We start from the raw sequence: 14,803 nt of genomic DNA, 5'->3' as shown, positions 1-14,803 counted from the left end.
TCAACCCCCTCCGCGGAGGATCGAGTTGCCGTGGTGGGTGGCAGCGGTCTCCTCGACGGACAGCTCCACTCGGCCGCTGATGCCGAAGAAGGCGACCGGATTGCGCCACAGGACCTGGTCGACGTCGTCATCGCCGAATCCTGCCGCCAGCATGGCCTCGGCGACCCTGCGGGTCTTGAGCGGGTCGCTGCGCCCCCAGTCGGCGGCCGAGTTCACGAGGATCCGTTCCGTTCCGTAGAGGCGCAGGATGTCGATCATCCGGTCCTCGTCCATCTTCGTCTCGGGGTAGATCGAGAAGCCGAGCCAGCAGCCGCTGTTGGCGGCTTCGCCGACGGTCGTCTCGTTGAGGTGGTCGAGTACGACGTGCTCGACGGGCAGCGCTGACTCCCGCAGGACCGCCAGGGTGCGGCGAAGCCCTGCGACCTTGTCCCGGTGCGGGGTGTGGACCAGGGCGGGCAGGCAGTGCTCGGCCGCCAGGTGCAGCTGGGCGGCCAGCGCGTGATCCTCGGCGCGGGTCATCGTGTCGTAGCCGATCTCGCCTACGGCGACCACGCCGTCCTTGAGCAGATAGCGCGGCAGAAGGTCCAGTACGGGCGTGCATCGTGGGTCGTTGGCCTCCTTCGGATTGAGCGCCAGGGTGCAGTGGTGGGCGATTCCGTACTGGGCCGCGCGGAACGGCTCCCACCCGAGCAGGGCATCGAAGTGGTCGATGAAACTCTCGGGCGAGGTCCGGGGCTGACCCAGCCAGAAGGACGGCTCGACGACGGCCCGGACTCCCGCTTCGAACATGGCTGCGTAGTCGTCGGTCGTCCGCGAACTCATGTGGATGTGAGGGTCGAAGATGCGCATCAGGACTCCTGGAGGTCAGGGGCGGAGGTCGCCAGTGCCAGGACACGAGGGAGATCGCACGGGACGGGGCGGCCCGCGGCCTTGCGTTCGTCGGCGTAGGAGGTCAGCATCCGCACCAGCTCGCCATCGCCGCGCGCGCGGTGTTCCAGTCCGGCAACGGCCGTGACCGGAACGTCGGTGAACAGGCATTTGAGGAGGGCCTGCCGCCAGGAGTGGGCGTCCAGGTACCGGGCGGCGTACGGGCCCAGGGCCGCCGCCGTCAGCGACGTGTCGTTCGAGCGCAGTGCGTCTTCGACCAGGGGAAGCGCACCCTCGCCCAGGCCCAGATACGGCAGGGAGGACAGCACCGCTCGTCGTTCGGCGCGCGAGCCCTGCCGGTAGAGCCGCTCCACGGTCCGGAGGTCCGCTCGTGCGGCGTGCAGAAGCAGCACCCGGGCTGCGTCCACGAGGTCGTCCGACGGCTGCGCGGGGGCGCCTGTCTGCGCGGGGGCGCGGCCGTCCGGGCCGGAGGCGCCGCGGCAGTGGCGTCCGGCTTCTGCGAAGTGCCGTTCCCACGTCGGCAGGGCGTCCGTCTCCGAGTGCTGGCGCGGCACGTCGGATTCCCTTGCGGCGGAGGCGAGTCCCTCGTCCAGCCATGCCTGCGCGTCGGCTGCGAGCCGGAGGGTGAGGGCATCCCGGATACGGCCGGGATCGGTGGTCCACTGTTGCGCCTGCGGCATGCGCATGCCTCCTTGGGCGGTGTCTGTTCCCGTGCCCGCGGCCCGGAGGGAAGCGGGCTTCGTGCGGGTTCGGGCGCGTTCGCGCGGTCCGGTCATCCGCCCCGTGGGCGGGGCAGTCCTCGGGCGGCAGTACGCGGCGGGGAGCGCTCGTCCCTCGCATCCCTTCACCGGCACCGGTTCACCGCGGGGTGAGGGCCGCGCGGAGACAGTCCAGCGACGATGCGGCGTACGCGGGGCCGGCGTGGGAGTGGCGGGGCAGCTCGACGCTGACCAGTCCGCCGTAGGCGATCTCGCGGAGTGCCCCGAGCACGGCCGGAAGGTCGATCTCTCCCTCCCCGAACGGGAGATGCTCGTGCACGCCGCGTCGCATGTCCTCGATCTGCACATGGCGGAGCCACGGGGCGGCCTGCCGCACACAGTCCTCGGGAGGCGAGGGCTCCAGGCACTGGCAGTGGCCGATGTCCAGGGTCAGTCCGAGGCTTTCGGGTTCGCCCAGGAGCTTGTGCAGGCGGTGGAAGCCGGACAGATCCGCGAGGAGGTGCCCCGGTTCGGGTTCGACGGCGAGTGCCACGCCCGTCGCTTCGGCTCCGGCGAGTACGGGCCGGATCGCCTCGGCGAGCCGCTCCCATGCGGCTTCCTCGGACGTGTCCCGCGGCGCGGGCCCGCTGAAGCAGTGGACGGCGCGCGCACCGATGTCGCCGGCGATGCGCACCGCCGTGTGCAACAGACCGATCCGGGCCGCTCGCGCGTCGTGGTCCGGATCCAGCAGGGTAGGCCGGTGCTTGCGCCGTGGATCGAGGACGTAGCGTGCACCCGTTTCGACGACGACGCTCAGCCCGAGTCGGTCGAGCCGCCGGGCGAGGTGCCGGACGCGCGCCGCCAGCTCCCCGGGCGGGGCGAGGGGGTCGAGATGCATGTGGTCCAACGTCAACCCGACACCGTCGTAGCCGAGTTCGGCGAGGAGGACGAGGATGTCGTCGAGCCTGAGGTCGGTCAGGCCGTTGGTGCCGTAGCCGAATCGCAGACCATCCGGCTCCCGGCCTGTGCCGTGGAGTCCTGTCACGTCGCGCTGAACCTCCTTGCCAGGCGCCGTGCCACGGGCGCCAGGCCGAGCACGGACAGCGCCGATCCCGTTCCGCCGTGGCGGAGGGCGAGGGCCGCCTGCAGAGGGATCATGGCGCGGACGCCGCCGCCGACGGCCTGCTGGGTGAGCTGCGGGGAGGGATTCAGGGCGGCGCAGATGCCCGGCCGGCCCGCGGTCGACGCGTAGAGGAGTACGGATCCCGTCATGAGCGCCCGGGCCGCTGCGTGAGACACGGCGGCGGACCAGGTGAGGGGAACGGCAGGTTCTGGCCGGTGCACCGCACTCCGGATGGTCCCGCCACGGCAACGCCCCGGGGCACCCCCGCGGCCGAGGACGGCCGAGATCGTGGCGGTTGTGGCAACTGCGGCCAAAGGCGCGGAGGTTGAGCCGCCGAACGCCTCGCGGCGCGAGACGACGGTGGTCGCGAGGGTGTGGGAACCGAGAATCGCGGCCGACCGCCACGCCGCGGCCGACCGCCACGCCGCGGCCGACCGCCAGGTCGGGTGCCGCGGTGGTGCGCCGGTGGCCCGACGCACGTACCCCGCTTCGAGGGGCCCCCGCCCCCGCGCGGCGTGGCCCGAAGCGACAGCACCGAGCAGCAGATCGAGCGAGCGCGCCGCGGCCATGGCCGCCGGACCCGCGGCGGTCTGTTTGAGGCGCAGATCGTAGGCCCAGACGGTACCGCTCAGCGCCAGCGCCGTGACCAGGGCCGGCCGGCCCGCGGATGCGGCCGCGGCGAGGCCCGCGACGGTGAGACCGCCTGCGGCCGCGAGGGCGGACGCGGGGCGGATCCGTCCGGACGGCACCGGGCGGGAAGGGCGCTCGAGAGCGTCGACGTCGCGGTCGGCCCAGTCGTTGAGAGCCATACCGGCCGCATAGAGGCAGAGCGAGGTGCACGCGGCGAGCGCGGTGCCGCGATTGGGCCGCGCCGCCGCGGCCGCCGCACCCGAGAGAGCGTCACCTGGCACGGAGAACAAGGCCGGGAGCCGGAGCAGTTCCGCCCAGGCGGCAGCCCGTCTCCGGCGGAGTCCGCGGCTCTGCGGCGCCTGGTCCGCCTCGACCCCGCCGCCGTCCGCCCACTTCCCCGTCGTCCGGGGCCCACTGAGAGCCGGTTGCGACGCTCCGTCCCGTACCCCGCGGTGCGGGACATCACGAGCCTTCGAGCGGGGCGTACGGCGGAAGGCACGGAGCCTGTCCGAGAACCTCTGCCCGGTGGGTCCGACGCCGTCCCTCGCACCGGACTCAGGCATGGCTCCCCGGATCACACCGGGCCCCTCAAGCGGTTCGCGAACGCGAGCAGCGCGTCCCATTGGTCGGAGAGTGCGGCCGAAGCACCGGGATCGGGGTCCTTGAAGAAGAATCCGAGATCGGGGAGAGGGCCGGAGATACCCGACGCGTGCGCTGCCGCAGTGAGCCGTACGAGGTCGAGGACGAGGGGCGCGGCGAGCGCGGAGTCACAGCCCTGCCAGATCGTCTGCAGCACCATCCGGGTGCCGAGGAAGCCGTCGAACGCGACGTGGTCCCAGGCCGTCTTCCAGTCACCCAGCGCCGGGACGTCGTCGATGTGCAGCTCTCCGTCCGGCCGGCACCCGAGGGTGTCGGTGAGGACCCGGGTCTTGCCCGCGTTCTTGGCGGCCGCCGCAGCCGGATCCGCGAGCGCCGCACCGTCGCCTCCGCCCAGAAGGTTCGTGCCCGACCAGGCCCGGACACTCAGGGCCCGCTGGTGGAACATCGGAGCGAGCACCGATCGCAGCAGCGTCTGCCCCGTCTTGCCGTCCCGGCCCGCGTACGGAAGACCCGAAGCGGTGGCGGCGTCCTGAAGCGCCGGATGGTGCAGCCCGGTGGACGGAGTGAAGTTGACGTACGCGCAGCCGGCGCGAAGGGCAGCGGCGGCGTAGAGGGAGCTGGCGGGGAGCCGCTCGCTGTCCGGTGACGCGGCGGGCTCGGTCGAGGCGAGGTTGACCACGACCGCTCTCACCAAGCTCTTCTCACGCCGGAAGTCGGTCATGTCCTTCGCGAAGGCGGCGATCAGCTCCTCGTCGCCACGCCGTTCATCCCGCAGCGGTCCACCGGGACGGATCGCGGAGTCGGCAGCGTGCAGCTCGCCGGAGACGGCCGCAGGCATGCCATGCGGCAGCACCCCGCCGAAGGCCAGTTCCTCCGCCCGTTTGGGGAGGGGGCAAACGGCGGTGTCGTGGCCGCCGAAGACCAGGGACTCGAGAGCCGGCAGTGCGCAGCCGGCGAACCCGGCCGTCTCGGTGACCATGCCGGTCGGCTCGTGCAGCCCCGCGGTGAGCGCCGCGCAGCCCGCCACCACGGTGGTGGCGACGGACCCCCGCGCGCCGACGATCCACACACCCGTCGGATCCTCTGACGTCTGCCGCCGGCCGCTCACGACCGGGCCTCGGCGGATCGGCGCGAGGAGGGTGACAGGACACCGAGCTCAGGTGTTGGACGCGTACGACGAGAGGTGTTCCGCACAGCAGCTTCCCCGTTTCCTCGGTGGCGGGTCTGGATCCGGGACGGGGCGGCACCGCGCTGTGCCCGCGCGGCTCGTGAGTCGCGGCCGGCGTCCTGGATTCACGGACCACCCCAGTTGACCGTGCATCCCGCGCGGCCGCCTCCCCTCGGACGGTGCGACGCGGAGACGCCGGAACGAACGACCCTTGCTGCGCCGCACCCAGTCCGCTCCCGGCGGCCTGCCGCGTTCTCCCCCCGACGAGTGCACTCCCTCTGGTCCGTTTGGCGGGAGGGCTCCGATCCGGTCGCACGAGCTCCTTCCGCTTGTCCGCGTGAGCATCGGCGCGATGCACGGCCCTGCGCAGCGCCGCAGGTCGGGCGGGCGGCTGTGTCGCTGAGGCCCTCGATGTGTGACTCCATGGCGGAGAGGACCACTTGAGCCGGACAGGGGAGATCCGGACCCACTTCCTGAAGGGAACAACACGTGAGCGCATTGAGTGCAGGGGCCAGAGCGCGGAGGGTGCCCGTCCTGGCGTGCCTGGTCGGCAGCATGCTCGCCACCACGTCCGCGGCAGTCCAGGCGACGGAGCGTCCCGCCGGCGAGGCGCCGGGCCGCCACGTCTTCCAGGTGCGGATGAGCGACGAAGGGCTCCGCGCCCCGGCAGCGGTTCCCGCCGGGCCGGTCCAGCTCAACGTCTCCTCGGCCGACGGCAAGGAGCACGGCCTGGAGATCTTCCAGCCGCGTCGCGGCACACCGGTGGAGCAGGTGATGAGGCACCTGCGCGGCACCTCACTCGCCAACCCGCCCCGTCAGGTGGCCGAGGCAGCCCGGCGCGTCGACCGGGAGGCGGAGTTCTTCGGCGGCGCCCAGGTGCAACGTGACCGCCCGGTGCGGATGAGCGTCACGCTCTGCCCCGGCACGTACCGGTTGGTCGACCTCACTCAGGTGCTTCAGGGCCCGGCGCGCACACAGAAGCTGCGCGTCACCGGCAACCACGCGGCGTGCAACGGCCCGTCCGTGCGGAACCGGGGCCCGCAGGCCACGGTCAGCCTGGTGCCGACCGCGAACGGTCCCCGCTTCCGGTCCCCGGACTCGCTGCCCGCCCGGGGCGCCATCCGGTTCGTCAACGCCACCGACCAGGGCGGTGAGATGCTGCTCCAGCGCCTCCGGCCCGGTGCCACGCCTGCCCAGGTGCGCACGGCACTGGAACAGGGATGCACCCAGCCCCGATGCCCCTTCGACGGCCCCGCGTTCGGACTCAACGGCATGTCCGCGGAGAACGAAGCGACTCTCTTCGGCCCTGGGGGCGACCCCGTCCCCGCTCCGCCGGCTCCCCGCCCTCCGGCTCCGCGGCCGGCTCGGTACGTCCTGATGTCCTCCGCGCCGGACATCGACGCCGGTGTCGCCCAGACCCAGCTCGGGGCCTGGCGCATCGTCACCCTGCGCTGACCCGCCCCGACGGGTGCCGCGGCAGCGTCGAGCCGCCGCGGCACCCGCGCATCACCGGCACGGCCCCGCTCGACGCCCCCGAATGGCGGCCGGCCGTTCAATGGGGGGAGCGTTCGTACTGCCGCCTCAGCTCCTGCAGTCTCCGCTCACTCAGCCGGACCCGTCCGTGCCGCCCCGGATATGCCACCTCCGTCACCGGCCCCACGTCGTACCGGACCTGATCGGCGATGAGGTAGCCGGCCCTTCTGGCGTTGGCCATCCGGTCCAAGTCGCTGGGACGAACAGCCGCCCGGCTCACTCGAGCGGGGAGGCGGGCCACCACATCGGCGCACACATCGGCGGCCCTACGGGACGCGAGGCCGCCGCGGTAGACGTCAGGATGCCAGGGTGAGTCGGAGATCCCGCGGACGACGAGCCAGGGCACGCCAGCCGCGGCGTTGGCGAAGGCGAAACCAGCGCCCTCGTTCTCCTCCGCGTCGCTCTGGTACAGCATGTTCTGTGCCTCGATCCAGTCGAGGTTCTCCGTCCACACCGGCCCTTCTCCGACCGTGCCGACCAGGACCCTGCCACGCGGAGGCCCGGGCAGAGCAGGGCGTCGGTGGCTCGCGTCGCCACCGCCCGATGACCCGGGACGGCTGTCGGCGGCGGCACGGACGAGGTCCCTGCCGGCGGCAAGGGCCTCGACGTACACCCAGTTCTTGTCGACGGGCTGCGCCTCCGCGTCGAAGTCCGCCGCTTCCGAGGGCGTGGCATACCTCTTGCCGTAGCCGTCGATGACGGCGCCCTCGAGATCGGTGTCCTCGGTGACGTGGAACTCCATGGCGGGGTACGGCTCCTGGCGGTTGTCACGCCGATAGTGAATGGCCTCCTTGTCGACCACATAGCCGCCGAGCACGACGTCGCCGATGCCGATGCGGGCGTTCTGCGAGCCCGCAGTTCCGGAGAAGAGCGTCGCCCGCGGTCGGAACGTCTTGTTGAGAATCCATGTGGCCAGCTGCGCCCCCGAGTCCAGCGAACCGCTCGCCACGCTGACGACCGGGCGGCCGCGCATGGTCCCGACGTAGAACCGGAAGCCATCGATGTCGACGTGCCGCTCCACGTCCATGCGAGCGAGCACGGCGGCTTGTTCCACAGGGATGGCACTCACGATTCCTACGGGTGCCGGACTCTCCGGGCCGCCGCGCGGCGCATGGTCGGCAGAGGGATGCTCCGAAGCTCCCGTGAGCAGGAGTACGAGCACGGCCACGCCTGTCACCGACAACCGTCGGCTCCATGGAGCGGCCACACGGCAATTGACGCGCACGCGGGACTCCTTCTGCATCGACGACGGGGCCGCGTCGGGCGAGGTGCCTGCGATCGCTTCCCGCACGTGGTTGTGGTTCCGATCCGCAATTCCGTTGCGGCGTCACACATCTGTCAGGCACCGGAAGCCGCAGGGTGTTCGTCACGGTAGAGGTGCCTCGATTCCCTCCCCGTCACCTCGTGTCCGACACGCCCCTTTTCTCAGGCCAACAGGTGTGAAGCGGCCGCCGGACCACGGTTGTTTCCCTGCACCGGTGCGACGTCACCACCGTCCACGGCGGGGGCGCTGCCCACCGCATCCCGCCGCTTCCGAGGTGGCGTCCGGGCCTGGAGCATTCAGGCGGTGCTCACCGCCGGGGGCAGCCGTTCGTCGATGAGGAGCTCCCGGGCATGGAGCCGCAGGAGGTCTCCCAGTTCCGGATTGCTGTCAGGGTTCCAGTCGGTGACCAATTCGGCCAGTTCATCGGTCTGGGCCCTGATCAGGTCCAGGCTGAACCTCTCGCCCCCGGCAGTGAGCGTCACCAGGCCCGCGGAATTCACTTCGGCAAGACCTCGCCCCTCCAACGCCGTGACACAGGCGCGCATGTCGAAATCCGGCATCCGCGTACGACGAGCCAGGTCCTCCGCGGAAGTCGGCCCGTACTGAACGAGCCTGAACAGCGTCCAGCTCTGCATGGGGGAGATGTCCCCGCCGATCTTCTCGACGAGCCGCCGGTGGAGTTCACTTCCCGTCTCCCAGCCGGCAATGACCTCCAGGAGCCGCTGCATCGCCTCCCGTGAATCGCGCGCCGTCGGCAGAACGACCGAGCCGTCGCGTGTCCGGATGGCGCCCGCTGTGCGCCGCAGTGGTGTCTCCCGGATGAGCACGGAGAGGACGAGCACGCACACAGCCACGGGGATCGCGGAGAGGAAGATCGCCTCGATGACGGACACGTACGCGTCGACGTAGACGGACCTCGCCCGCCCGGTCAATTCGTGGAGCACGCTGGGATTTCCCTCTGCCCACCGTTTCCCGTTGGTCGAGGGGAATTCCCCGCGGGCAGCAGCGCCGGAGAGCCGCGAGGTCAGAACCCGGTTGAGAAGCGACCCGAACAAGGCCAGCCCGCAAGCCGCGCCGACATTCCGCAGGTAGCCGATTCCCGACGTGACGGCGCCCAGATCGCGGTAAGGCGCCCCGTTCTGAGCGACCACCAGGGCCACTTGGGAGATCATGCCGAAACCGATGCCGAGCACCACCAGATAGAGGCACGCTGTGAGAGACGAGGTCTGCGTGCCCAAGAAGGAGCACAACGTCACGCCGCAGGTGAGAAACACCGAACCCACGACCGGGAACACCTTGTAGCGGCCCCAGCGGGAGATCGCCCGCCCGCTCAGCGAGTAGCACACGAGCGAGGCGGCCGTCACCGGCAGCATGTGCAGGCCGGCCACGGTCGCCGACGTACCCTTGACCAGCTGGAAATAGACCGGGATGTAGTTGACCAGGCCGACCTGTGCCCAGAAGAAGAAGAAACTGATCATTCCCGGGACGATGAAGGCCCGTCGGCACAGTACCCGCACCGGCAGCACGGGACTGGTGGTTCGGCTCTCCAGCCTCCAGATCACCGGGAGCAGGACCAGGCACAGGGCGATGAGTCCCACCACCGGCGCGGAGATCCAGGGGAAGACCACCCCGCCCCAGGTGAGGACCAGTACGAGTGCTACCGAGAAGGTGGCGACCAGGAAGATGCCCAGGTAATCAATGACCGGCTTCTGCGAGGCAGGCGCGATGCGGAGTCCGAGGAGTACGGCGAGCAGGCCGAAGATCCCGATCGGAAGGTTGAGGTAGAAGGCCCAACGCCACGAGACGCCGTCGACCAGCAAGCCTCCCGCCAGCGGCCCGATGATTCCCGCGAGAACGATGCTGGCGGCGAAGTACACCTGGTAGCGCCCCCGGTCTCGCGGACCTACGATGTCGCCGAGAATCGCCTGGGGCAGGACCATGACGCCGCCGCCTCCCAGGCCCTGCAGGCCGCGGAAGACGACGAATTCCGCCATCGATTCCGACTGGCCGCACAGAAGAGAGCCCAGGAGGAACAGGGCGATGGCCGCCCTGAGCACCTTGGCGCGGCCGTAGAGATCCCCCAGTTTGCCCCACACCATCGCCGAGGCCATCACCGCGAGAAGGTACGCGGTCACCGGCCAGGACAAGTGCTTGAGGTCGCCCAGGTCCCCGGCGATCGTGGGGAGTGCCGTGGCCAGGATGGTCGTGTCCAGGGCACCCATGAACGACACGAGCATCATGCCGGGAAGAACCCAGTGAAGGTTCAAGGTGTCTGCCGGCTTCGAGCGCCGACGCCGTTCCCTGATCCGGCGCCACACCGTGGTCATCAGTGCTCAGCCCGTCTCTCTCGCTGGGTCGGCCGCCGTCGCCTCACCAGGTCTACGGACGCCGTACGTACGGGCGCTCCGGATCCGGACCGAGCGAACGCCAGGAAGCCGCTGCCGCGATCAGTGCCCCTGGGCAGCGGACGGCATGGGCCCGCTGCCCAGGCTTTACGCGCCAGGAGGCGAAGCGTGTCGGCTTCGTCAGTCCTTGCGGCAGGCCTCCAGGACTCTGGCCGTGATCTCCCATGAGGGCAGCCCGGAAGCGAGGGCGGCAGAGAGGACGTCGTCGTGTTCCGGCTTGGCGCCGTAGGGCCCGCGCTTCACGCGGACCGGATACCCGCCGATGTCCACGATCTCGGTGGTACGAGGCAGTGCCGTGCGCGTGACCGTACTGGTGCGGATCCCGAGTGTGCCGCTCTCCACGAAGAGCCTCTCCTGGAGGCGAGGGGCGTCCTCCGGAGTGCAGAGCACATGCACGACATGGGCGGGGCGGCCCTTCTTCATCACTGCCACCGACGTCCAGGCATCCAGGGCGCCCTCGTCCAGGAGCTGCGAGGTGAGCCGGCCCAGCAACTCGCCGGTGACGTCGTCGAGGTTGGTCTCCATCAGGGTCAACTCTCGTGTGCCGTCGGGGTGTCCGTTGGTCCCCAGTACGGCCTGAAGGACGTTCGCCCGCCCGGGGAAGGCCATGCCTCCCGCACCGTAACCGGTGCGCTCGATGCGCATCGACGGCATCGGCCCGTACTGGACTCCGATGGCGCCCAGCATCGCTGCTCCGGTCGGAGTCACCGTCTCGGCGGAGACATCGATGCCGCGTGTGTGGGCCCCCGCCAGCAGGGCGAGGGTCATCGGGGTCGGAACGGACAGGATGCCCTGGCGGGTGTCGACCTGGCCGGAGCCCACGCCCACGGGTCCGCTGTGCACCTGCGTGATGCCGAGCGAGTGGAGTGCCGCGGCCGTCCCCACGATGTCCACCACCGTGTCCATCCGGCCGATTTCGAAGAGTTCGACGTCCTCCGGGCTCCGGTTGTCGACGGTGCCCTTGGCTTCGGTGATCGCCTCGAGGGTGCGCGTCGCCAGCGTGGCGACCGGTTCGGAAGAGACGTTGCCCACCAGCCGCATGATGTCGACGGGTCGGCGCGCGTCCACGCCGGGGTCGTCCACGGTCACCAGTGCGCGCAGGGCACTCCCTACGCGCTCGGTCTCCAGGTGCCAGCCGGTGAGTCCGGTCGAGGAGATCGCGGCCCGGACCGAATCGATCGGGGCCCCGAGGTCGAGGAGTGCACCGAGCAGCATGTCTCCGGAGAGCCCTGTGGTCGGATTGAGCCAGAGAATCATGTCCGTGCTCCTGCTGAGTGGGCCAGTCGGTGGGCGGCCATGGCGGCTGAGAAGCCGGAGTCGATGTTCACCACGGTCAGGCCGGCGGCGCATGAAGTGAGCATGGCCAGCAGGGCCGTGACACCGTCGAGCGCGGCGCCGTAGCCGGTCGAGGTCGGAACTGCGATCACGGGACACGCCACGAGCCCGCCGACGGCACTCGCCAGAGCGCCCTCCATGCCGGCGACGACAATGACGGTGTCCGCGGCCCGCAACTCCTCAACGACGGCTAGCAGCCGGTGGATGCCCGCGACACCGACATCGCTCTGGGTGACGACGCGCATCCCGATGGCTCGGGCCACTTCGGTTGCCTCGGCCGCGACGGGTCCGTCCGCGGTGCCCGCCGTGACCACCGCGGTGGTGAACGTCGTCCGCGGTGCCGGACGCCACACCAGGAGGCGGGCATCGGCGTGATGACGTCCTCCCGGCACCTGCTGCGTGACCGCGTCGGCCACGGGCGGATCGACGCGGGTCACGAGGACGGGGCCGGTGTTGCGCTCCAGCAGACGGGCGACGATCGCGGCGATCTCATCGATGCGCTTCCCCGGCCCGTAGACGACCTCCGGCAGACCTTGCCGCGTCTCGCGGTCGGTGTCGACGCGTGCGAAGCCGAGGTCGGCGTAGCCGGGCGACACGCCGGCGTTCGCAGTCGTATGCGGTCGAGCCGCGGAGATGTCCTGGGAGGTGGAGCCGGGCACGAGTGCACCTTCCTACGCGTGGGCGGTTAAGACCGTCAACGAGCCGTGGTGTGACGGGGCTTCAGGCAGAAGCCGGGGTCGATGCGGGCATACCGAGCAGCACATTCATACGGCCGCTGCTGAAGCCGGCGAGGTCGAGGGCGCAGAAGGCGAAGCCGGCCCCGCGGACCGCGGAGTCGATCCGCTCGCACAGGGCCGCCGCCCGCTCGATGTCGCGGACCGGCACTTCGAGCCGGGCCACCGTCCCCTGGGCGTGGGAACGCACCCGGCATTCGGCGAACCCCATGCCCTTCAGGGCGACTTCGGCCTTCTCGATGCGGCCGAGCACCTCCTCGGTGACCGTGTCTCCGTACGCCACGCGAGAAGCGAGACAGGCCGCCGCCGGCTTGTCGGCGGCTTCCAGACCGAGCGTCCGCGCCAGCCGCCGTACCGTGGCCTTGTCGAGCCCGGCGTCCACGAGCGGGGCGATCGCGGCCCAGTCCTTGGCGGCTCGCAGCCCCGGCCGATGGTCGCCGAGGTCGTCGGTGTTGGTTCCCAGGGCCACGGATGCCCCGAGCAGATCCGCGAGCGGCGCGAAGGCCTGGAAGAGCGCGTCCTTGCAGTGGTAGCACCGGTCCGCCCCGTTGACCCGGTACTCGGGGCGGTCCTGCTCGTCCGTGCAGAGTTCGAGATGGCGCAGCCCGTGGCGGCGGGCGAAGGCGCGTGCGAACTCCCGCTCGGCGGCGGGAAGGCTGGCGGACACCGCGGTCACCGCGATGGCCCGGTCACCGAGGACGTCGCCGGCGACGGCGGCCAGGAGGCAGGAGTCGACGCCGCCCGAGAAAGCGACGATCAGGCGTTCCTCTTCCGCCAGCCGCCGTCTCAGCCGCTCGAGCGTGTCGTCGGCCGACGCGTCCGTGCCCACAATATCCGCCTCATCGGGTCATGTTCAGTATCTGAAGTGGCCTCACGATAGGGCGCGGAAATGAGCGAGGGTGGGGGACACGCGAAAGGAGACGCGACTCAGCCGTGCGCTTTCGCCCGTCCACCCGAAAAGGCGAAACCGGCCACCGTCTCGGAGCCCGGACACTCCAGAACAACGGCGGGCCGACCTGTTTGTGGCCGCTTCGCCGGACTCAGCGTCGGTGGTTGCCCGCTGGTGCGCTCCGGCTCTTTCGGGCACGGCCGCTCTCCCGTGGCAGCCTGATGGCGGCCAGAGCACATGCGGCGCCGAGAACCACGCCCGCGAAGACGAAAGCGCGGACACTCGCCTCGGCCTTGATGATCCCCGCGGCGTTGGACCTCTGGCCATTGGCAGCCAGGACCAGTGCGCCGGCCATGGCAATTCCGAAGGCGCCGCCCAATTGCCGCAGGGTTTGCCGGAGGACGGAGGCGTCCGCTCGGTCGTCGACCGAGACGGAACCCATCATGGTCGCGCTCAACGCTGGAATGGGCATCCCCATCCCGAAGCCGGCGAGGACCATCCAGGGAATCTGCCACTGGTAATCGGCGCGGGAAAGAGCGGCTGACCATGCTGCCGTTCCCAGGGTGGCCGTCACCAGGCCGCACAGGACGGTCATCCGGATCGAGCGGAAGGATTCGAGGAGATACCCGGACGCGAAGGTCCCGGCGGCCAGAGCACTCACGAAAGGAAGGAGCGAGACGCCCGAGCCGAGTGGTGTCAGATGCAGGCTCTGCCGTAGAAAGACAGCTCCGTGCACGAGGACGGGGAACTGGGCCGCCTGCACCAGAAAGGTCACCGCGACCGAGACCGCGAAAGTCCGGTTCTTGAGGATGCGCAGGTGGAGCAGAGGACGAGCGGCTCTGATCATCACCCACACGGAAACAGCCACCAACACGAGGCTCGAGGACAGCACAGGAACGGTCCTCGCATCTTCGAGACCCCAGGATCCGATCTGGTACAGCGAAAGCAGGAGCGCCGCCAGAGCCAGCACCATGAAAGCCGGCTGGAACACCTGGAACGGTTCCCCGGGGGCGTGATTGCGGAACCGCGACTTGGCCAGCGCCCACAGAACCACCCCCACCGTCGGGATATTGATCAGGAAGACGGCACGCCAGCTGAAGAGCTGCGTGAGCAGAGCCCCGGACAACGGCCCGAGCACGAAGAAGATCTGGGCCACACCGGCGTAGGCCGTCAACGCCTTTCCCCGCTCGTCGGCAACGTACGCATGGGTGATCGCCGTCGTGGCCACGGGAAGCATCAGAGCCGCACCCGCCCCCTGAAATGCTCTCGCGGCCAGCAGACACGGCTCTGCGGCCGGGCCCGGCGGCGTCAGCCCACAACACCCGGACGCGAGGGCGAAGATGACGGCGCCGGCCCGGAAGACGGGAAGAAGACCGTACCGTCGGGCAGCCATTCCGCCCACAGCCACACATGACGACAACGCCAGGACGTAGACCAGAACCACTCGGTTCATGGCGGCAGTGTTCAAATCCAGGTCCCGCGCCATCGGATCGAGCGCCACCGCGACGACCGTCTCGTCGAGCAGAACCATGCCCC

General features: G+C 70.4%; 12 protein-coding genes. 1 reads left to right on the top strand and 11 read right to left on the bottom strand.

Annotated features, from left to right (window positions below):
* The 5 genes from ABZ822_RS26370 to ABZ822_RS26350 all read right to left on the bottom strand — a co-directional run bounded on the left by ABZ822_RS26370 (position 1) and on the right by ABZ822_RS26350 (position 5,047).
* On the bottom strand, positions 1-849 hold the full coding sequence (locus tag ABZ822_RS26370; protein WP_360859199.1) for a TatD family hydrolase: 849 nt from the start codon (positions 847-849) through the stop codon (positions 1-3).
* Positions 849-1,568, bottom strand: a complete 720-nt coding sequence (locus ABZ822_RS26365) for an EboA domain-containing protein (protein WP_360859196.1) — start codon at positions 1,566-1,568, stop codon at positions 849-851. Before ABZ822_RS26365 ends, ABZ822_RS26370 begins: the two co-directional genes overlap by 1 nt.
* A gap of 178 nt (positions 1,569-1,746) precedes the next feature.
* Entirely contained in the window at positions 1,747-2,631 is an 885-nt protein-coding gene (locus tag ABZ822_RS26360; protein WP_360859193.1) for a sugar phosphate isomerase/epimerase family protein, read from the bottom strand.
* On the bottom strand, positions 2,628-3,620 hold the full coding sequence (locus ABZ822_RS26355) for an SCO3242 family prenyltransferase (RefSeq protein WP_360859190.1): 993 nt from the start codon (positions 3,618-3,620) through the stop codon (positions 2,628-2,630). Before ABZ822_RS26355 ends, ABZ822_RS26360 begins: the two co-directional genes overlap by 4 nt.
* Before the next feature lie 293 nt (positions 3,621-3,913).
* Positions 3,914-5,047, bottom strand: a complete 1,134-nt coding sequence (locus ABZ822_RS26350; RefSeq protein ID WP_360859187.1) for an inositol-3-phosphate synthase — start codon at positions 5,045-5,047, stop codon at positions 3,914-3,916.
* 549 nt (positions 5,048-5,596) lie between these two features.
* On the opposite strand from ABZ822_RS26350, the gene ABZ822_RS26345 reads away from it, so the two are divergent.
* Positions 5,597-6,562, top strand: a complete 966-nt coding sequence (locus ABZ822_RS26345) for a hypothetical protein (protein ID WP_360859184.1) — start codon at positions 5,597-5,599, stop codon at positions 6,560-6,562.
* A gap of 97 nt (positions 6,563-6,659) precedes the next feature.
* On the opposite strand, the gene ABZ822_RS26340 is transcribed toward ABZ822_RS26345, so the two are convergent.
* From ABZ822_RS26340 to ABZ822_RS26315, 6 genes are all read right to left on the bottom strand, one after another.
* On the bottom strand, positions 6,660-7,709 hold the full coding sequence (locus ABZ822_RS26340) for a hypothetical protein (protein WP_360859181.1): 1,050 nt from the start codon (positions 7,707-7,709) through the stop codon (positions 6,660-6,662).
* Positions 7,710-8,200: 491 nt separating this feature from the next.
* A complete protein-coding gene (locus ABZ822_RS26335) occupies positions 8,201-10,144 on the bottom strand; it encodes an MDR family MFS transporter (protein ID WP_360859178.1) in 1,944 nt (647 codons plus the stop codon).
* Positions 10,145-10,429: 285 nt separating this feature from the next.
* Positions 10,430-11,566, bottom strand: coding sequence for a LarC family nickel insertion protein (locus tag ABZ822_RS26330; RefSeq protein WP_360859175.1), 1,137 nt, complete (start codon positions 11,564-11,566; stop codon positions 10,430-10,432).
* A complete protein-coding gene (gene larB / locus ABZ822_RS26325) occupies positions 11,563-12,303 on the bottom strand; it encodes a nickel pincer cofactor biosynthesis protein LarB (protein WP_360859173.1) in 741 nt (246 codons plus the stop codon). The genes ABZ822_RS26330 and larB overlap by 4 nt, the downstream gene beginning before the upstream one ends.
* A 61-nt stretch (positions 12,304-12,364) precedes the next feature.
* A complete protein-coding gene (larE, locus tag ABZ822_RS26320; protein ID WP_360859170.1) occupies positions 12,365-13,207 on the bottom strand; it encodes an ATP-dependent sacrificial sulfur transferase LarE in 843 nt (280 codons plus the stop codon).
* Between the two features lie 211 nt (positions 13,208-13,418).
* Positions 13,419-14,798, bottom strand: a complete 1,380-nt coding sequence (locus tag ABZ822_RS26315) for an MFS transporter (RefSeq protein ID WP_360859167.1) — start codon at positions 14,796-14,798, stop codon at positions 13,419-13,421.
* Positions 14,799-14,803: the final 5 nt, after the last annotated feature.

It is taken from the genome of Streptomyces sp. NPDC047108 (assembly GCF_040643575.1).
GTDB lineage: Bacteria > Actinomycetota > Actinomycetes > Streptomycetales > Streptomycetaceae > Streptomyces.
This window is presented reverse-complemented; position numbering and strand designations above follow the sequence as displayed.